A 20,146-nucleotide genomic window follows, 5' to 3' on the forward strand; every position below is an offset into this window, starting at 1 on the left:
GGACACGATACTAGTAAGGAGGCCGTTGCTTTGAACGGCCTCCCTGCTGCTTCGCTCCGGCACTGCCGGGCCTTTATGTTTCGAAGGTTATGATCCTGTCTACTCCCGCTCCGAACCGGGTAAGGCGCAATTCGCCCTTTGCATAATCAATACTGATGAGATCGAACGCCGTCTCAGTCACCGTTCCGACCGTCCTTTCGGGGCTTTCGTCATAATTTCTGTAGCTGACCGCGTTAAGCGTAGATATCATCGGAATACCGTCATGATACAGCACCTGATCGATATGAACGTGTCCGAACAGGCAAGCGACGACGTGTTTACGGTTTGTTTTAATGATTTTCCAAATCTTCTCACCGTTCTCAACCTCTCCGTCGACGTACCCTTTAACCCCACGTTGAATAATAGGCAGATGCGAGAAAATGACAACTTTCCAGTTTTCGCTTTCCGGTACACCGGTAAAATCGAACACCCTATGTTCAAACCAATCGACCTGCCTGTCCGAGAAGGCGTATTCCCATTGCCCGTTTTGCTGCAGCATCCCGTCCGCTTTTATTTTGTAGAGAATATCGATGCTGTTCAACATTGCGATCCTCGTCTTTTTTTCCGGGATATCATAGTAGTAATAAAGTCCGCTTTCGTTTCCCTTATCGAAGGAAACCGTTCCGTTCAGACATTGGTATATATCCGCATATACCTCGACCGGGAAGATCACATGATTAGCCCCTTTTAATTTCTGGTGAAAATCATGAATCGAGTTGTCGTCATGGTTTCCCCTAGTCGGAAAGACAGGGCATTCCGGCATCCTAATCGCATCCATGAACTCCGACTGAGCATATACGACATTATCCTTTAGCCCATTCTCAACGATGTCACCGCCGACCACTATACAGTCCAATGAGAGCAATTTAGCGGCGTGCTTGATCGCAGCCGCAGCCCAAAGCTGATTCCCTCCCGGTGTATGATGGGGGTCGGTGTAGAACACGATGTCGACTGTCCAATTTGCCTGCGCTTGTTTTGCTCTATCGATCGCTTGGCTTAAAGGCGAATGATAATACTCTGGCAAATCATGATATCGATCACCCGTCAACAATGAGTCTGTTCTGTTCTCAGACGTATCCCGCTCCATATATTCGTTTATCTCCTTCATTGTTTTTAGATGCTTACGACTCTATCTTCTCCTGCTCCGAACCGCGTTGCAGTCAGTTCGCCTTTCAAGTAATTGATGCTGACGATGTCAAATACCGTTTCGGAGAGAGTTCCTTTTATTTTCTCCGGGCAATCGTCAAAGTCCTTATAGGAAACCGCATTCAGTGTAGAGATCATCGGAATGTCGTCCCTGATCTGGACCTGGTCATAGTGTACGTGACCGAAAAAGCAAGCCACGACATGTCGACGGTTCTCTCGAATGATTTTCCACATCGCTTCGCCTCCCGCAACTTCATGATCGGCTCCAGTCACACCGCTTTGAAGAATAGGGACGTGAGAGAAGATCACGGCCTTCCAGTCGTCCTTGTTTGGTTTGCCGCCGAAATCGAATACTTTGCGCCGAACAAAGTCCAGCTGTCTTTCAGAAAAGGAGTATTCCCATTGTCCGTTCTGCCGAAGCAACCCATTATCCGCGGTAACGTAAGGAATATCGATGCAATTTAGAATGACGACCCTCGTATTCTTGTCCGGGATATCAAAGTAGTAATAGAGGCCGCATTCGTTCCCTTTATCGAATGTTACCGTGCCTTCCAACGGTTTAAGCCAATTCTCGTAAGATTCAATCGGAAAGATCACATGCTCTACGCTTCCGGTTTTTCGAAAGAAGTCATGTATGGAATTATCGTCATGGTTGCCTTTCACCGGTAACATGGGACACTCCGGTACCCGAAGCGCGTTAAGAATTTCTCTTTGCGATTGCACGACCTCCTCTTTCGGCCCGTTCTCACTGAAATCTCCGCCGCACACGATCGCATCAAGTGGAAGCAATTGCGCCAATCGCCTGATGGCCGCGGCGGCTTGTAGTTGATTGCCTCCCGGCATATGATGCGGATCCGTATAGAAGAGCAATCGTACGATCGCATCTCCCTGATCTTTTGTTGCCTTTTGGGCCACTACCGAAAGCTCGGAACGGAAATACTCTGGAATTCCTATGTCCTGATTAAGGCGGTTCACTCGACTGCCTCCTTGAACAAGCCCACGGGAACTTGGCCTGACCAGGTGTTCGGTGCCTCTAAACCGAGCGCTTTAATGACGACAGCAGCAGTATCTTCTATGCGAATGGGGCTCACCTCGGTAGGGGTGGATACGTTCGGGCCTGCGCAGCCCCAGAAAATTGTCACGTCCTTCGGATGTTCGCTGCCGTGATTCAACGGATCCTCGCCGCCCCCGCCATGATCCGCGAGAAATATAATTAGGCTTTCCTCCAACAAGTCCTTATTCCGAAGAAGATCGAGAATGTTGCCCACCAATTCGTCCGTCTCTTCAATGACTTCCAAGTATAGCGGCGACCCATAACCGAAGTTATGTCCCGCCCCATCGATTCCGTCGAATTGGATGAACATGACCTTGAAGTCCGAATTCTTTTCGGCAAAGTCGGCTACTTCTCGAACCAGATGCTTATCGGCATGGACGTTTGCAATATACGTCGCAACCCCCTCTTCAATAATTCCGTCATTAATCGGCTTCCATGCGCTGAACGAGGCGATTACAGCAGACGGATCGGCTTCCTTGACGAGTCTCATAAAAGAAGGATAAGGTGAATCGGCTGGATACTTGCTCTTCTCGGCTCTTTCGTTCGTCAAGCCATGCAGCTCAGGCTTTACCCCATGAAACATAGATCCCCAACACTCCCCGCTAATGGTCGGAATCACTGTTTGGGCAGCGTAAGTAATAAATCCGCCGTCCAATGCTTGATCGATATTCGGAGTACGTGCTTGATCGATCATATTTCCGGCGCCATCCAAACCGATAACAATTACTCTCTTCGTTAATTCCTTCACGTTAATCATCTCCTTTATTTGTTATCCGCTCATTCCAACTACAATAATACCGGCTGTTATCGCGGAAGCTGTCACAAGTCTTCTGAACCCGCTTTTTTCTTTTAGTATCCATATTCCCAGCAAAGTAGCCATGACCGTACCCACTTCCCTAATCGGAGCCAGGTGGGACACCGGTGCTAATTCCATTGCAACGAGGAACAAGAAATATGAGCCCGGCATCAGGATTGATCCGAGCAGGATCATTCGTTTGTTTCTTCGCCACTCGCCCGTTAACACTTGTACGTTCAGCATCGTTCGACTATTTCCTAGCATAAAACCAAAGTTGGAAACCGAAATCAGAATCAAAGGAGATACGTATTGCAAAGTCATTTTATCAATGAGCACATAAGAAGTAATACATAATCCTACTCCCACAGCGGTCAATATAGGCTTCATCTGGAAAGGTTGACCTGCTGAGGGGACCCTCTTCCATTCACTTAGTCCCAATATGCCGATAAATATAATACTGACTCCAATCCATCCCCATAAAGATAATCGCTCGCCCATAAATATGACGCTAATCAAAGGAATAAGCAGCACTCCCGTACCACGCTGAATCGGATAAACCTGCGACAAATCACCTAACGCGTACACTTTGGATAACATCCATGCATAGGTCGCTTGTGCTGTCATGGACATCAACAATAGAACATATGCCTCCGGCGGATAGCTCCTGCTCACCAAATGAATCAGTAATAAGGGAATAAGCAGCACGTTCGCCGCAATGACAATGAGGGAGAGATAGGCTTGCTTATGCTTACTTTTCTTAGTGAATAGATTCCATAGAGCATTCATTGTGCCTGACACGAGAACCAACGATACAGCGATCCACAACATACCCAAACCTTCTTTTCGATTTATTGCCTTAACAAGCTAGCGATGGTCTAATCCGCATCATGTTTTGAAGCTAAGAAAAACGTTTCCACGCTCTGCCTCGAAACGAATGAACAATGTCAACAACCAGCCTTCTTCGCAAGCGCTGTCGTCGATCGTAATCGCGAGTCCGATCCCGGAATGCTCCTCAAGCGTGTACGAAGCCGGCACCTTTATCCAGTAGTGCTCTGTCATGCCTCTCGTCCCGCACAGCTCGAGCCGCAAGAGGTTATTGTCCCAGCATTCGTCGAGCACGCTAACCGCATCCATGCTAACGTGGCGGGAAGAACCGATTAATTGTGGTCGGTTTTCGGCTTTACTTAACCCGACAATTTGGCAAGCCCCAAGCTCTAATGGATCTAACGCGATCGCTACAGAAAACTTGCCCATATAGCTTTGCTTCCAGAAATCAAATGCATGATATGCGTCACTCGAATCCAATTCCAATGCTTCAAGCTCCAGTTCAACCTCAGTTAGCGGAACAATCGCGAATCGGCCAGCTACGCACCAGCGGCGAAATGGAAGGTCGAAATGAATGGCCCAGAGCGATGCCGTCACATACGATTCTCGCATTCCGTCGTTCAAACCCAATATCGCATACGCATACTCTTCCCTCGTCTGACTAGCATTGTGCTGCGGATAAGATAAGTCCAATGGAAAAGTCATATCCAATGGGCCGGTTTCCCCTGTCATCGTCGGCAGTGAAGGGATGCAGCGCTGAATGGAGCGAATCCTTTCGCTATCGTACAGGTCTGTATTATCGCTAATAATCATCAAGCCGCCTGTTAGCGATACGAGCGAAAGAAGCGTTTGCCCCCAGTCTTTCTCTGTTCGCACGCAAACGTAATCAGGATCGTTCAAGAACAAAATTCGCTGCGTATGATACCACCTTGCTGTCTCCACCATTTGCTTGCAAATCGCTGTCCAGCTCGCATTGGAATCCCCTGCAATTCTACAAGCATCGACGATTCCGACCGCTTCTGTTAACACGCCCCAGCATGCTAGGAAATATGCATCCTCCCCGAGCTGCTCTCGCGCACATTGGAGATAAGCTCGCAAGCTGCGAGATGCCTCTTCGCTCGTAATACATCCTTCATGGACAGCCTTGTGCAAGCCTTCGTATAGATAGTGACGAATTTGATCTGTTTTGAAATAGCTATAGCCTATTTCCTTCAATCCCTTGTAGAGTGGCGCAACCTGCTCTGCAAGCGTTTCTGGCACTGCCTTGATCACGTATTCAATCCATTGTCCATATAGCGGATCGCCGTTGATATCCCGCTCGAAAAGGTCGCGATGTGCATCGACGAACTCAGGATTCGTGACCATCGCGCTCGTCCATATACCCGCCTGAAAATCTCGCCCCACGATGCTGGAAATTATACCCTCGTGTCCGTCAGGAAAGCGTGCGTTCGTCGATAGCCAAGCGTCAGCAACGATGCCATCTCTCTCTGGCGGAATAGCCTCACGCTGAAACCCATCATCAATCTGCATGTGAGTCAGACCATAAGGCTTGAAGTGCGTTTCCAAAAATGAAGCCGTACGTTCAATATCTTCCCCGGTTACCTGTTGTGCGAATGCCTCCCATGAACTCCAGCCGGTAATCGGCTGCATTTGCGGACGCCATTGCCAAGGCTTATGGTACTCGTAATGAAGATGCATCCGATAATAGTGCATTCGTAAGTTGACGATCCAAGGCCGTAAGCCCCCTTCTATTTCGAGTTCAGCTTGACAGTTCCCATATTCGTTCTGCTCTAATCGCGATTTTGTCCACTTCCATCCTGCTCCGTGCCAATCGATCAACAAATCCTGTAGAACATCGTACAAGCCATTAACCCCAGAGAGCAGCGGTTTGCCTACCTGTCCAAGTATGGCTTGCCCTCTTACAGCACGATTCGGCCTCATGTTTATCGCTTCTTTACTCAAATAAACGATGACTTTGACCTCAGCTGGTTTATCCAATGCCAAATAGAGCTGCTGGGCCAACGGGCTGCTTTGGATATTGCCGTTCGATACTTCCCGATAATACGGCTTTATCCCCTCTGGAATGCTCATCGACAGTAAGCGACTGCCGTTATAATCGTAATTCAGTGACCGAGTGCTGGCATCCCAGCTTTGCGATGCATGTGCAACGGGGGGTTCCTTGCCTGATATCACGCTCATCCAACGACCTCCATATACGTTTAATTTTCCCATACTGTCATGCTAATCAAGAGCATATTCAGACACAACATTCATAATTTAATCTGGCACTCGAAAATGCATAAGCACGATATTCAATTATTCATATTCCTTTCAAATTTTTAACCGAACAACCCTGTAGCACCATTTTTTCGTAATGATCTTAATAAAGCGATATAGTTGATTCTCCCTTTAAGTGATAGATTAAGGGGCATCACCATCTATTTTAGAAGGGAACAGTGATATGACCATCCAAAATACGGAGCAGTTATTCATGATGGAAAACAACGGCATGAAAGTTTCGCTAGACAAGAGAAGTCTAATTCTGCGCGTGGATACAGGAGACACCACGTGGGAAACCGTTCCCGAGGCCGCGAGTATGGCATTAGGATTCGAGGATACAGGTCGAGTTCAAATCCCTCTTAGTCAGGCTGAGAACAAAAGCTTCTCACCGATCGTGTCGGGCTACTTCCAAGGCGTCCGCATCCAGCTTAATCATTCTTCCGAGGACGGGATTGCCAGCGGGATTCAAACGGTTGTCACCGTTCTAATGAACACACATCACGGCGAACTCGTGTTTGAAGTGCTTGAAGTTAGCGAAGGTAAAGACGTATGCGAAGTCATCTGGCCCGGTACTTTCCATTACGCCAGTGCTCGCGAGAGTGATTATACGGTCGTGCCGGCCATGCAAGGCTACTTAATTCCGGGAAATTGGCCGCAGCCTATCCGTAGATATCATCAAGGAATAATGTTCAGCAGGGATGCCTATATGCCTTGGTGGGGGCAAGTTAAAGATGGGAATGGCTATCTATCCATCATCGAAACGCCCGCAGACGCCCGATTGTCCATCGAGCATATTCCACTTGTGCACACGCATGCCGAAGTCGTATGGATTCATTCGCTTGAGCGCTTCAGCGCTGCGCGGAGACTGCGTATCCGCTTCGCCAAAGATATGAGCTATGTCGTAATGGCTAAGTTATATCGCCAATATGTACGCAGCCTAGGGAAATTACGCACATTGACAGAGAAGCAAGTGCAGAATCCGCAACTATCTGCTTTAATCGGCTCTGCCATCGTACACACGAGCGTGCATACTCGCATTGCACCAAACTCTTATTATTTTGATAAGGAAAATCCCGAGCTGAACGACTATGCCGTATCCTTCGAAGAGCGGGCCCGACAGCTCACATCGCTCAAACAAAAATATGCCGGTAAGCTCTATGTCCACGTGGATGGGTGGGGGCTTAATGGCTATGACAATCTTCATCCTGACGTCCTCCCGCCAACCCCTAAAGGTGGCGGATGGGAAGGATTCCGAAAGCTTCAAGAGGTTTGCCGGGAGGAACAGATTCTACTTGCACTGCACGACAATTACCGCGACTACTATCACGATGCCGCTTCCTACGACCCTAATCTGACGATTAAGGATAGGAAAGGAAAGCAGGAATTTTCCGACTACTGGGCAGGAGGCGCCCACAGCTGGCTTTGTACAAGTTTGTCCAAAGGCTATGTTGAGCGCAATCACGATCTGCTGCAAGAAAACGGTATCCACCCGGATGGCGTTTACATCGATGTCTTCGCCGTAGTGCCTGGGGATGAATGTTATGATCCGGGGCATCGGATGACCAGAACAGAATGCTTGGCTTACCGTGCCTCCTGTTTTGAGGAAATCCGCTCTAGAGGGATGCTGGTCAGCTCGGAGGAGCCCGCAGATTGGGCATTGCCTGCGCTGGATCTCGTCCATCATGCTCCCTATGCGCTTGATCCGGACCCTGGAGGCGGTAAAAGCATCGGCGTTTCAACCCCTTTATTTTCCCTTGTCTATCATGATGCGATCATTGTGCCTTGGTCTTTGAATAGAGGAGACTGGGGAATCCCAGAGACCGATCTCGGATCACTTCATGGTTTGTTGAATGCCGGCGTCCCTTATCTGTCGATCCAAGCTGCAGACAAAGAGATTCCGATCGTCCGGACGCTAGCTCGGCTTCATCAGCTTGTAGGGGTTCTTGAGATGATGAGTCACGAATTTATTGAAGGAAGTAATTGGCGCAAACAACGCAGCACGTACGCAGACGGTACAATCGTCGAGATTGATCTAGACAAGGACAGTTATACGATCATTCCGGCTAACAAGGAGTCGTTCTCATCAGTAGAACTTCAATGGGCCGATTAACACCTAGCCAAGCCGTAACTAATAACCTCTCTTTCAATTTCAGATTGACATTCCCGGTATCCATCATTTAAGATTGAACTGACTGGTCAGTTTAATTCTAAATAAGGGAGGAATTCATATGAAAAGCATGACAACAAAAGGCTCTCGTTTCATTGATGCTCAAGGACGCCAAGTCATTCTTCATGGCATAAGCATGGTTTGTAAGGACAAAGAAAAAGGATATATCGATGATTGGACACAGACGGATTTTCTAAAATTAAAGCAATGGGGATTCAACGTCATCCGGCTGGGAATTATTTGGGACGGAATCGAACCGTCGCCAGGACAATTCAATGGCCAATACGTAGATAACGTCCGGGAGATGATACGGCTCGCCGATCAATTCGGCCTGTACGTCATTCTCGATATGCACCAAGATTTGTATAGCTCGCTATACGCGGACGGCGCCCCTGCATGGGCTACATTGACCGACAACCATGAGTATGCCCGAACCGATCTCTGGAGCGATGCCTATCTGTTCGACCGGGCAGTTCAAACCGCATTCGACCACTTCTGGAACAACACCCCTGCTTCCGATGGCGTCGGCTTACAGGACCATTACTTATCGGCTTGGCGGTTCGTTGTCGAAAGGCTTCGCGACGAGCCTAATCTCATCGGATACGATATGATGAATGAACCCTTCATCGGCTCCAAAGTCGGGGAAATGGTTCAAGGCATGTTTGCTGCATACGGAGAACAGGCAGCAAAACTAACGGGACAGCTCCCCCCTAACATGGAAGAGCTACTGAACATATGGCTCGATCCCGAGAAGAAGCTGCAGGCACTAAGTTTGCTGGATTCCATCGATGTTTATCGCCAAGTCATGCATGCGACTACACCCGCGCAGGACGTTTTCGAACGGGATGTGCTCTCTCCCTTTTTCCAGAAGACGGGCCAAGCCATTCGCGAAGCCGATCCTGACCGAATTCTGTTTCTTGAAACGAATTACTTTTCTAATCTGGGAGTGACCAGTTCGATCCAACCAGTCGTCGGGCCAAACGGCCAACCAGATGATCAGCAGGCGTATGCGCCGCATGGCTACGATTTGGTTACAGATTCCGATTACGTGCACGTTGCTAATAGCCGTCGTGTTGACTTTATTTTCGACAATCACGCACAAACCCAGAACAGGCTGAACATGCCGATGGTCATCGGGGAATGGGGAGCTTACGGCGAATCCCATCTGGCGGAACAAGCGTGTCTTGACGTTCAGAAAAACTTTGAACGATTGTTATGCGGTGATATTTACTGGTGTTATTTGTACCCCGAGATGGATCAGTTCAGCTCCTTTAACGGAGTGTGTCGCGGCTTTCCAGCAGCCGTCGCCGGGAAAATCTTGAGCTACTCCTATGATCGTAGTCACAACCGTTTCGAGATGGAGTGGGATGAGGATGCCGGCGTCGACGTACCGACGAGAATCTATTTTCCGGATATCAAAGCCATGCAGTCCGCAGACTTGATGCTAACCTCCGCTGAGAGTGGATATGAATGGTCAGGCTTAGAAGGATCGTCAGCGGGTTATCTTTGCTTGCAGCATTCAGTTGGAGGAAGAAGGACGCTGAGAATCGGTTAATTCCCCGACATATGGTATACTCTAGGGAAAATCAATACCTAGGAAGGGACCGATAGTAAGGTGAGCAGAAACAAAATTATAGATGCCGCAATCAAACTTTTTTCCGAATTCGGTTATCACAAGACGAGCATGGACGATATTGCCAAAGAAGCCAACGTAGCTAAGGGCACGCTTTACTATCATTTCTCGGGCAAGGGGGAGCTGTTCGAGAGAATCGTGACTGACGGACTTCAAATGCTGATGGAGAAAATCGAGGACGTGCTGCAGGAAGACGAGACCGCCGATAAGCAAATCCGGAAAATCGTTAGCAAGCATATCGAGTTGTTTTTACAATACGGTGAGCTTATTCATATTATCTCTAACGAGATTACGAACGGAATCGAGCCAGATATATTGGAGCGGATCGGTGTAATTAAGCAGAATTATATCGTCTTCTTGTCTGAAGTTCTCCGCCAGGGGCATAATGACGGGGAATTAAACAAACTGAACTTCGAGCTCGCAGCTGCCTGCTTACTCGGTATGTTAGAAAGTGCGAGTATCTATGTGGTCAAACATTCGGAAGCTGTCACAAGCGAGCATTTGCATGAGACGATCAATGCTTTCGTGCTTCCGGCGCTATTGAGAAAATATTAAGCTTCGCTTTGTTAAGAGAAGACTAAGAGAGTTGACGGTATCTCTTTCATTTTGTAATCGAGACGCAATATCCCTATCATCTTCTCTTCATTTTCAAAGGTTAAGTTACATTCGTTAGCCCTCTTGAAATATAAACTTGAGGCTTGCAGCCCTTTGCCGCAATCCTCTCCATATTGTAGAGAACCTCACGTTTTTTAAAAACGTGAGGTTTCTTTTTTTGTTTTGGGGGTCTCGAGAAGAGGCAATAGGTTGTTACACCATGAGCGTTTGTTCCTCCGCGTTCCACAACCCTCGCAAACGGCATGACCTGTTTGTATCCGTGTTGATTGAGTCCAATTTCCAGCAGACTTTTGCGAATCAGCATACTCCTGTCTCGAATACGGCGTCCAATGAACAGCTTTTGCGACTTGTTCCGGGTAATCCCGAATCACCTTGAACATCCTCTCAGTCATGCTCCACTTGCTGCCGGGACAGTGCAATATTCTCTGCGCTCCCATTAGGCAGCCCTTCCTCCCAATTCATTCAATATTCAATCTTGGCTTTTATTCACTTCTATCAATCGTGCAGATCGTGCTATAATTCCAAAAAGGAGTGATATCATTGAGTGGTTTCTTAATCGTTGTCATTATTTTTGCAGTGTTATTTGGTTTTTTCAAAAAGAAGAAGAATTGATTCAATATTCAGCGAATGTTCGTCAGAACAGCCTCATTTGCCCGTCCGCTGAACGAGCGGCCACCTCGTTTATCCAAAGGATTTCGGTCTTGATTTGCCCAGCTTCATCCAATGCTTGCCGCTCTTCACAATGAGACAACGTTAACAGCTGTCAACTAAGCTTATAATACATAAAAGCTCTGCACAGGTATTTACTCCCGGCAGAGCCTTCAATCTTTTTGTTAGATTCCTATGGCTTCATATTCAAGTGAGCCGACTAGCCTAGATCGCCCTGTCTGAATAAACCCGTAGTGATCCTCTTCACGATACTGGATGATGTTCATCGTTCTTCTCCTTTCTTGCTTTTTTAACATCTTCTACCCTACTCGCGCGATTGCCAGTTCCATAGTTGTACTTCACCAACCCTTATATCTCTGACCCATGGCTCCTCACGCAGCTTTAGCAGCTCTTTGACCGGGCCGGTAATAACAGCTCCATACAGCCTTACACCATTTTTTTCCACATAATCAATTGTGTGATCTAACTGTAGAAAAGGAGCTACTTTGGTTGAAATACCTTTATTTTTCTGTAGCATGTGTAAGGTTTTCTTGAAGTAGCCATTCCTCTTTTCCCCGTCTCCATAGGATTCGAGTGATGGATAAGATCCTCCACTGGACACCACTTTTCCGAACCACCCTGTCTTTTCTTCTGAGTAAAAGTCCACCGTCATATCATCAGATTGCCAGATCGGATAGTAAGGAAAACCCACTGGATTTGTAATGGCTCCGCCGCTATCAACTTGCTTCGGATCAAGACCGGTATCCACCGCGAACCAGACTGGCTCCATGTTCTTATGCTCGAATTGCTTTAATAGCTCATCTGTCGAGAATAACCGGTCCAATGATAGATAAGCTTCTGCCACAGTTCCCTCTGGGAGCTTCTCGAGCTTTACCCACTCATTATGGTTAAAGCGCTCCTCTTCCCGGCGGTTAGTCTCCTGCTGTTCGCTTTGATTTGCTGGTTTATAATCGGGATGATAGAAAATACTATTGCCCCCTATAATGTTTCCCTGCCAAGTAATCTGCGGAGCCGAGGCTAGATTCAACAGAAACCGCATCGAAAAATCTGCTACAGCAATCTCTTCGTCACCAACTCTCTTATTCAGCTTACCTGTAAAGTCCATTGTAAAAAAAGCATTACCTGTTCCATTCATATTGACCTTCAGATTGGGGTGGGAAACAGCGACTGCTGACTCCACAACATCCCGGTAAGCCTTCATCCGGTCCGGCGTGCCGCTCCCGTAAAATACACCAGTAATAATCATACTAATCACAGTCAGCACTAGTAGGACTGATAGTACCGTAAAGACATTCATCACCCGAGCCTTCCATTTGCCACGTCGGATAATAACGGCTTCTTTCAATGAAGGTATGCGATTACGCGTCGTCTGTCCATCCTCCCCCTCACGGGAAAGCTCCTGGTCTGACTGTGTGACAACTTCCTCCAAATAAGCTTGATAAACCTCCATCTTCTCCATTTCACGCTCTACTTCCTCACGCTCTTCATCAGTGAGCTTGCCTTCAGCATAATCCTGTAACTTCCGTTTGAAATCCTCACTCATTCTGATCCCTCCCCCTTTCTACCCTGTCCCCGTACCGCTTGCCGTGCTCGAAACAACAAAATCTTCACATGTGATAATCGGATATCCATAATGTCTGCAGCCTCCTGATACGTAAGCTGGTTAAAATCAATGAGCAGCATCGCCTGCTGCTGATTTTCCGGCAATCCGGATAAAGACCGCCCGATTTCGTTCCAACGCTCCTGACGCAACAGCTCATCCTCCGGGGTATGATGATCTGCAAGACGCTGAAAATAATCAGGGGTCTGCAGTGTTGTGCGGCTCTCCTTGCGCTTGTAATCTACATAAGCATTATAGGCAACCCGGAATAACCATGGCTTGATCTTCTCGTCTTGACAATTTTCCAAGTAAAGATATGCCCGGTAAAAGGTCTCCTGCATCAAATCTTCTGCCGTATGATGGTCGTAGCAGAGGGAGCGCAAGTAGCGATAGACATCCTGCACATAAAGCTGGTAAATATCATCCAGATGGTTTCCCTTCATTTTCTCCCCCCTGCCCTAATCACGAATCAGATGAACTAAAGTTACAGTTTACAGTCAAAAAAAACGGAAGTCGTCCAACTATTCAATTAATGACTCTGGATATAAAAAGCCATCTTAGCCCTGTTAACATTGCTAAAATGGCTTATTATTTGCATTCTAATTTCATTCCTCAGATATAAAGCGTTTGGGATAAACCGGAACAATTTTATAAATTTCTTGCCTCGGCAACCAATCCGTACTTTGTGCATTAATTACTTTTACATAATCTGTGAATTCAGGATCTTTAACATCAAGAAGAACACCCTCATAGGTAACTGTTGAGTCTAACTCTACAACGACTACATGTCCAATAAAATCATCGATCCGCATTAAGCCGCCCTCCTTATTTTAAGCAGTTCGACAAGATCAAAAACTATCCTTCAAAGATTGTTGCTTATTTTTTTACTATATATCATCCCGAAGTCATTAGGCGCAAAATTCGCAAGCATGTTCTAATCAGTAACCTCAACGGAGACCCGAACAACATAGCTATCCGAATCCATCTCTGAGAAGTAGTTGAGCAAATCCATTACGTACACATTCCCGCATACTTTCATTCCTTTGCGCTCAATGTATTTTTTAATAATGGAGCAAGCCTCTGAAATGCTCTCGTAAGAGCCTTTATGGTCCATAACAACATAAAAACCCTTGGGCTTGATTAGCATTCTGCCTCCCAAAATCGGCGCTTTAATCCTATTAGCTACATGGCTCCAAGAAAAGGTGCTGGATTCATAACTTTCTTTGCTTATAAGCGCCCAGATCGGAAATTCGTGATTGATAAAATGTTTTTCACAATAATTGCGATGTTCACTTAACTTAACAGCAAATTCCTCTTCGTCCCCTTGTTCGAGCGGCGTCGCGATTAAATACTCCATTTCACATTCTTCTATAGAAGGATTGTCCCGTAGCGTCTCCATCGATGTCTTCGTCATTTGAATGGCATTTTGCAAAATATCTTGCATCCGTTTGATTCGTAGCAGCTCTGCTTCCAATTCGCGATGCTTTTGATTAAACAACTCGATGAGACTCGAGGTGTTCCGGTTCTGGATAAAACCTTTGATTTGCTGAAGAGAGCTCCCAGCCTTCTTAAGCACATTAATAATATCCAAAATATAGGATTGGCGATGAGAATAATAGCGATATCCATTTACATGAATAAATTCAGGCTTTAAGAGCCCGATCTCGTCATAGTGAAGAAGGGTATGCTTTGTAACCCCGCTTATGCTGGCCAGTTTGCTGATCGTGAGGTAGCGACCGTTAATATCCGACATTGTGTATTCCTCCGAGTCCGAAAATCTCATAAACCGATACATGGATTATCGCTAAATTTTACCTAATGAAATTGGCTTTGACAATAGGGTAACCCTGTAGTTTAGAGTTAAGTCCAGAAGATTTCTAGCTATGTATGACATGGAGGGAAAAGAAAGATGTATCGTTTCAATCGTTGGATCGTTCTGGCAGTTGTCTCAAGCGCTCTTTTGCTCATAGTAATGGATGCGACGATTCTTTATACGGCTATGCCAAGCTTAACTTACGATCTAGGTGCTTCGGCATCGGATAAATTATGGATTCTGAACGGTTATTCGCTTGTTATGGCAGGTCTGCTCCCGGCGATGGGGGCGCTAGGAGATCGCTACGGCCATAAAAAAATATTCGCCCTTGGATTGCTCGTATTTACGGCAACTTCTCTCCTAGCGGCTTTTGCTCCAACTCCATCTGTGTTGGTAGTCGGACGGGTACTCCTTGCTGTTGGGGCATCCATGATGATGCCTGCTACATTATCCATCATCAGCAGACCCGCGTGAGCTCGGACTTGCGATCGGCATTTGGGGTTCCATTGCTTCTGGAGGGGCAGGAATTGGTCCCCTTGTAGGCGGATTGCTTATGGAGCATTTTTGGTGGGGTGCCGCCTTTTTGATCAACGTACCAATCGCGATCTTGGCGTTTGTTTTGACGCTGGTATATGTTCCGAAGCATGAAGGCAATAAGAATACGAAGTGGGATCTTACCGGCTCCATTCAGATCATGATTTCCATGGTGGCGATTGTTTTTGCTATTAAAGAATTTGCAAAGCGCGAAGGGTCCCCCATGCTTGCTGCTATTGCCGCCGTTATCGGGATCGTGGCAATGATTATCTTTATTCGTCGTCAGCTCAAAAGCCCAAACCCGATGCTCGACCTGTCGCTCTTTAAAATATCTCCTTTTATGACAGGATGTATTACAGCTTTAGTCGGTCTATTTGGACAGCTCGGAGTTCAGTATATTGTGACTCAGCGACTTCAACTAGTGGTAGAAATGAGTCCGCTGCAAGCGGGTCTGATCACGCTAAGCGTACCGGCGGCGGCTCTTATTGCAGGTCCACTGATCGGAAAGATATTGCATCGCTATAATGTGATATATATCAAAGGCCTCGCTCTTCTGATTGCCGCTTTGGGCACGATGATTTATGTCTTTCAATTTGATTCCGGCATTGCTGGACAAATGATAGGACTAGCACTCCTCGGAGCAGGCTTGGGAGCAGGAATGACGGCAGCTTCTCACTCGATCATGAGTTATGCACCTCCTGAAAAAGCGGGGATGGCGGCTTCAATTGAGGAAGTGGCCTATGAAGTCGGAGGGGCGTCCGGAATTGCAATCATCGGAAGCATTTCTGGTCTAGTGTATACGCTCGCTATGAATATCCCCGAGGGACTTCAGGTTCCTGCCAATGTAAAAGATAGCCTGGACGAAGCGCTGTTGGTTGCCGACGGGTTGCCTGTTCAGGCATCCGAAGCGTTGAAAGCGGCTGGGCGCTTAGCTTTTGATCAATCTTTTTTCGTCATACTGCTGGGGTTATCCGTATTTTTTGCAATAACCTCATTAGTTATATTATGGATAGGAAATAGATCAAAACAAAGTAGTTCAGGAAAACGTTCAGAACAATCATGAAAGTGCTGAATGAAGAAGTTTGAAGAGATTATATTGCGGAGCAAGCAAGATACATTACATTCCTACAAGCAAAAACCCCGACCTCTTACGGTCGGGGTTTTACATGCTGATGGCGAACCTTGGATATGCAACACTACAATTCCTTTAACTTTACTTATTGTTCAAGCAATTTATCCAACAAGCGAATAATCATCGCAACTGACTCGGCACGGGAAGCAGATTCACTTGGTTTGAACAATCCGCTGCCTTTACCGCTTACGATACCTGCATTAGCAAAAGCATTAATTGGTTCAGAAGCCCAGTTCGTGACTACATCCGAGAACGGATTGGTTGTGCTAGGAACATAGTTCGTCAACCGAGCAAGCATTGCAACGATTTCAGCACGGGAAATTTTTTGATTAGGATGGAAAGAACCATCACTATAACCTGTGATTATCCCATTAGCCTGTAATGCTGCAATCGCTTCTGAGGCCCAATGCCCCTTGGTGTCAGAGAAGGAAGCACCGTTTGAATTCGTTAAACCAAAAGCTTTTGCAAGCATCGTGGCGAACTCGGCGCGAGTTACATTTTCATTCGGATGGTAAGAACCATCACTATAGCCTTTTACAATCCCCATCTTAGCAGCACGCTCCACTACTAAAGCACTCCACGAAGATGCCGGGACGTCCGTAAATTTTAAAGCAGGAGCAGATTTCTCTTTTTCCACGATAGCTTTAACTACATCCACATCGATCTTGTCGTTGAAGACTGGTTTCGTAATCGTTGGTGTCGATGTTGGCGCCGGTGTTGCTTTTGGTGTCGACGTTGGCGTTGATGTTGGCGTCGATATTGGTGCTGATGTTGAAGTCGGCGTCGGCGTCGGCGTCGGTGTCGGCGTCGGTGTCGGTGTCGGCGTTGGCGTTGGCGTCGGTGTTGGCTCAACTCCCGTTGTTTTCACGACAGTAAACTCATCGATCTTATTACCCGCACTTGTACGTGCTTCCACATGAATCCCGTCCTCCGTAATTTCAATAGCGGAATATACTGGCACGTCCTCATCAAAGATATGTTTCAAATAATTATATTGCGTACCATCATAGAATTTCCAGCCCGATGCACCACCATCAAGATAAACGGTACCTTCATTTGTATCCTTATTGGGCTTGCCATCTTGCATGGGATAGGTACGCGCATACACATGATCATGACCTACTAGAACCAAATCAACTTTTTTCTCTTCTAAGATAGGCGCAAAATAGGTTTGCGTATACTCAACAAGGGTTTCTCGACCATTTTCTGTATGGTAAGCAGGACGATGGAACATAACGATAGTCCATTTTTTATCATTTTTATTTAAATCTTCTTCGAGCCAAGCTGCTTGATCTATCATTTGTTCCTCTGTACCCTCTGAGTTCAATACGACAAAATGAGTATCATCAACCTCATAAGAGTAAGCATATTGAAGCTGAGATTCTGGTCCGTTCGTTGGGAAATTCGCCCCTTTGGTAAATACTTCTTTCCCTTCACTCTTCACATCATGATTACCCAATGTTAGAGCCGTTGGAATTTTTGTTGCGTAGACCGCAGATGCTTGCCAGAACTTCTGCCATTCTTCAAATGCGCCGCCTACATCAACCATATCTCCACCATGCATAATAAACTGTGTTGATGGATGTTGTTTCAAAGCGTTAGTCATTAGTTCTTGATAGGCTTGTATGCCTTGTGATTGATTCGTATGAGAATCTGTAATAAACAAGAATGAGGTCGGTGTTGATTTATTCTGATCAACTGTCGAATATTCATACCACGCCGACCAATTGCCCTCATAACCTACACGATATTTATAGGCGGTATTTGCTTTCAAGCCTTCAATCAGAGCATTATGAAACCGGATTTCACCCTTCGTTCCATTTTCCTTCATACTAAGCACTTGAAGCTCACTCTCAGCTTGATGTTGTTTTACATGTTTGATATCAGGGCTTTCTCCTGTTCCCCATTCACTAGCTTCAATGTATTCAAGATAAGTAATGGTTTGGTCTGGCTTTGTTTGCCAAGCAGCGCTCAGCTCAGAAGACATATCTTCTGCCACATAGGTTTGAACATATTGAGGTGTATCTGTACCATATTGCTCCACGACTTCATAATTGACAACCTTACTGTTTTTATCACCATTGACCGCTTGAACCTGATAGGTTCCAAGTGCCAATGTAGTTAGGTCTGTCGTTAATTGTCCTTTAGCATCTGTTTTACCAAGGCTGCCGTTCAATAACTGACTGCTAACATCCGATTCAGAGATATAACCTGTTGTTTGTCCATCCGCGAAAATAATTTCGAATAACCCATCTTCAGCTTTTGCAGAAGCATAGTAACGTTCACCAGCCCTTGCAACCATTAAGACATCAGAAGACGTATCGTCATCCTCATATACATTAGACGTTACGGTGTTAACAGTAACTACTGAGCTTTGCTTTAATAATCCAATGAAAACAATGTCCGCACCTTCATACGGCTTGCCCACATGGTCTAATACTGTAAATGTAGAAGGCGTGCCTAAACCAACTCCCGTCATTTCCAGCTGATATGGAAATGCGATGGTATAGTGAATAGGAGCAGCGAGTGGTGAGCTAGTCTGAACTTCGCCAGCTGTAAGATTTGTATTACTCATGGTTATGGTCTTGTAAGCTTCACCACGTTCCAGCGCGGCATGAGAGCTCACTCTAAAATTAACTGTAACGGAATTATGGGCTGCTGCTACGTTATTAAGTGCTACTTTAACCATGCCGTGCTCATTATCAATATCTGAATTTAAGGCAACACCAGTCGCCTGAGTAATGCTTTCAACTTGAAGAATACCCTTATCATAATTTAGTGCAAATTCTGCCTGTTCTGCATTCAAATAATCTTTGATACCTACTTGTACAGAGTAGATTTCGTTGCTTATTGCTTCTTTGTTAGCAGTCATGAACAATCGTTCTCCTGCATTCACTGTGAAGGCGAATGTTTTCCCTGCCGGGTTACCTACCTTATCCTTCACTTCAATCACAAGCTCATGATAACCGCCATCCACATATTTACCTGGATAGGTTAATACCTTTGTATTTTCAGAATAGTCCACTTTATCCGTTATATTCATTCCATCCAAAAGAACAGACAATGTATTCAAATCCAAGCCTGATCCATTATCGTCCAGCTCTACCTTCAATGCATCAAGCGGAGCGCCTAATACTTCATTCGGAACAGGGGCTATAGGTTTAATGGTCGGAACTTCTTTATCCTCATCAAGTTCCTTATAGATAAAGGTAATATCGTCTACCCAAATCGAGCCTTTATTTTTCTTGCTCATATTCGATTGTTTCAACTGGAAAAACAATTCAAGGACGATCGGACCTGGTCTTCCCTGAGGCACATCCGCCTCAATATATTTCCAACCTGACCAGTCTACACCCATTTGATTTTCATCATAAAATGCTGCTTGAAATGAAGATCCGCCTTTATCTCTAAATTTTGTCGTTAGCAAATGTCCTTCATTGTTCCCATAAACCCACATGCCTACTTTAGTAGGATAGCCTGTTACTGGAATATTCCCTGTTTTATACCCGACTTCAATTTGAGATGGGTTATCTACGATGCCAATCATATCGTAATCAATTCTAGCTGAATATTGTCCATTTCTTACATGCTTCTTGTTGTTCTCCAAGTGCAGCGTAGCCTCATACATACGTTTAGGATTAAATTTCACATCTGAGATTCCATCTTCAAAATCTTCAATGATAATATTTGGCGATGCTTCATCTACTGCAAAGACATGGTTTTTTTGACCAAAACCGGTATGTAGTCCCCCTCCTAGCAGCGTTATAATGGATGCAATTACTATTGTCTTGCGTAATACTTTTGCTTTCATTACGTTTCCTTCTCCCTTAGTAAAATGGTTAG

At 45.9% G+C, this 20,146-nt stretch carries 13 protein-coding genes and 1 pseudogene; 4 read left to right on the plus strand and 10 right to left on the minus strand.

Annotated features, from left to right (window positions below):
• Positions 1-73: 73 nt before the first annotated feature.
• From MHH56_RS24640 to MHH56_RS24660, 5 genes are read right to left on the minus strand one after another with little or no spacing between them, the layout of a single operon-like run.
• A complete protein-coding gene (locus MHH56_RS24640; RefSeq protein WP_339204300.1) occupies positions 74-1,147 on the minus strand; it encodes a metallophosphoesterase in 1,074 nt (357 codons plus the stop codon).
• A gap of 5 nt (positions 1,148-1,152) precedes the next feature.
• Entirely contained in the window at positions 1,153-2,160 is a 1,008-nt protein-coding gene (locus MHH56_RS24645; protein WP_339204301.1) for a metallophosphoesterase, read from the minus strand.
• Positions 2,157-2,987 (minus strand): alkaline phosphatase, encoded by an 831-nt coding sequence (locus tag MHH56_RS24650; protein WP_339204302.1) that lies wholly within the window; start codon positions 2,985-2,987, stop codon positions 2,157-2,159. The genes MHH56_RS24645 and MHH56_RS24650 overlap by 4 nt, the downstream gene beginning before the upstream one ends.
• A 21-nt stretch (positions 2,988-3,008) precedes the next feature.
• Positions 3,009-3,863 (minus strand): DMT family transporter, encoded by an 855-nt coding sequence (locus tag MHH56_RS24655; RefSeq protein WP_339204303.1) that lies wholly within the window; start codon positions 3,861-3,863, stop codon positions 3,009-3,011.
• Positions 3,864-3,920: 57 nt separating this feature from the next.
• Positions 3,921-6,059, minus strand: a complete 2,139-nt coding sequence (locus MHH56_RS24660; protein WP_339204304.1) for a hypothetical protein — start codon at positions 6,057-6,059, stop codon at positions 3,921-3,923.
• Positions 6,060-6,321: 262 nt separating this feature from the next.
• Here MHH56_RS24660 and MHH56_RS24665 point away from each other — a divergent pair, with 262 nt between their 5' ends.
• The 3 genes from MHH56_RS24665 (at position 6,322) to MHH56_RS24675 (ending at position 10,495) form a co-directional block, all read left to right on the plus strand.
• A complete protein-coding gene (locus MHH56_RS24665; protein ID WP_339204305.1) occupies positions 6,322-8,250 on the plus strand; it encodes a DUF5696 domain-containing protein in 1,929 nt (642 codons plus the stop codon).
• 118 nt (positions 8,251-8,368) lie between these two features.
• On the plus strand, positions 8,369-9,862 hold the full coding sequence (locus MHH56_RS24670; protein ID WP_339204306.1) for a cellulase family glycosylhydrolase: 1,494 nt from the start codon (positions 8,369-8,371) through the stop codon (positions 9,860-9,862).
• A gap of 60 nt (positions 9,863-9,922) precedes the next feature.
• Complete coding sequence (locus tag MHH56_RS24675; protein ID WP_339204308.1) at positions 9,923-10,495, plus strand: TetR/AcrR family transcriptional regulator; 573 nt, start codon at positions 9,923-9,925, stop codon at positions 10,493-10,495.
• Positions 10,496-11,528: 1,033 nt separating this feature from the next.
• Here MHH56_RS24675 and MHH56_RS24680 read toward each other — a convergent pair.
• From MHH56_RS24680 to MHH56_RS24695, 4 genes are all read right to left on the minus strand, one after another.
• Entirely contained in the window at positions 11,529-12,767 is a 1,239-nt protein-coding gene (locus MHH56_RS24680; protein ID WP_339204309.1) for an anti sigma factor C-terminal domain-containing protein, read from the minus strand.
• Positions 12,764-13,267: a sigma-70 family RNA polymerase sigma factor gene (locus MHH56_RS24685; RefSeq protein WP_339204310.1), complete on the minus strand. Its 504-nt coding sequence runs from the start codon at positions 13,265-13,267 to the stop codon at positions 12,764-12,766. Before MHH56_RS24685 ends, MHH56_RS24680 begins: the two co-directional genes overlap by 4 nt.
• A gap of 162 nt (positions 13,268-13,429) precedes the next feature.
• A complete protein-coding gene (locus tag MHH56_RS24690; protein ID WP_076267682.1) occupies positions 13,430-13,636 on the minus strand; it encodes a hypothetical protein in 207 nt (68 codons plus the stop codon).
• Positions 13,637-13,758: 122 nt separating this feature from the next.
• Entirely contained in the window at positions 13,759-14,577 is an 819-nt protein-coding gene (locus MHH56_RS24695; RefSeq protein WP_339204311.1) for a MerR family transcriptional regulator, read from the minus strand.
• Between the two features lie 246 nt (positions 14,578-14,823).
• On the opposite strand from MHH56_RS24695, the pseudogene MHH56_RS24700 reads away from it, so the two are divergent.
• Positions 14,824-16,234, plus strand: a pseudogene (locus tag MHH56_RS24700) (MFS transporter).
• A gap of 154 nt (positions 16,235-16,388) precedes the next feature.
• Here MHH56_RS24700 and MHH56_RS24705 read toward each other — a convergent pair.
• Positions 16,389-20,114: an S-layer homology domain-containing protein gene (locus MHH56_RS24705; RefSeq protein ID WP_339204312.1), complete on the minus strand. Its 3,726-nt coding sequence runs from the start codon at positions 20,112-20,114 to the stop codon at positions 16,389-16,391.
• Positions 20,115-20,146: the final 32 nt, after the last annotated feature.

It is taken from the genome of Paenibacillus sp. FSL K6-3182 (assembly GCF_037976325.1).
In the GTDB taxonomy this organism is placed as follows: Bacteria; Bacillota; Bacilli; order Paenibacillales; family Paenibacillaceae; genus Pristimantibacillus.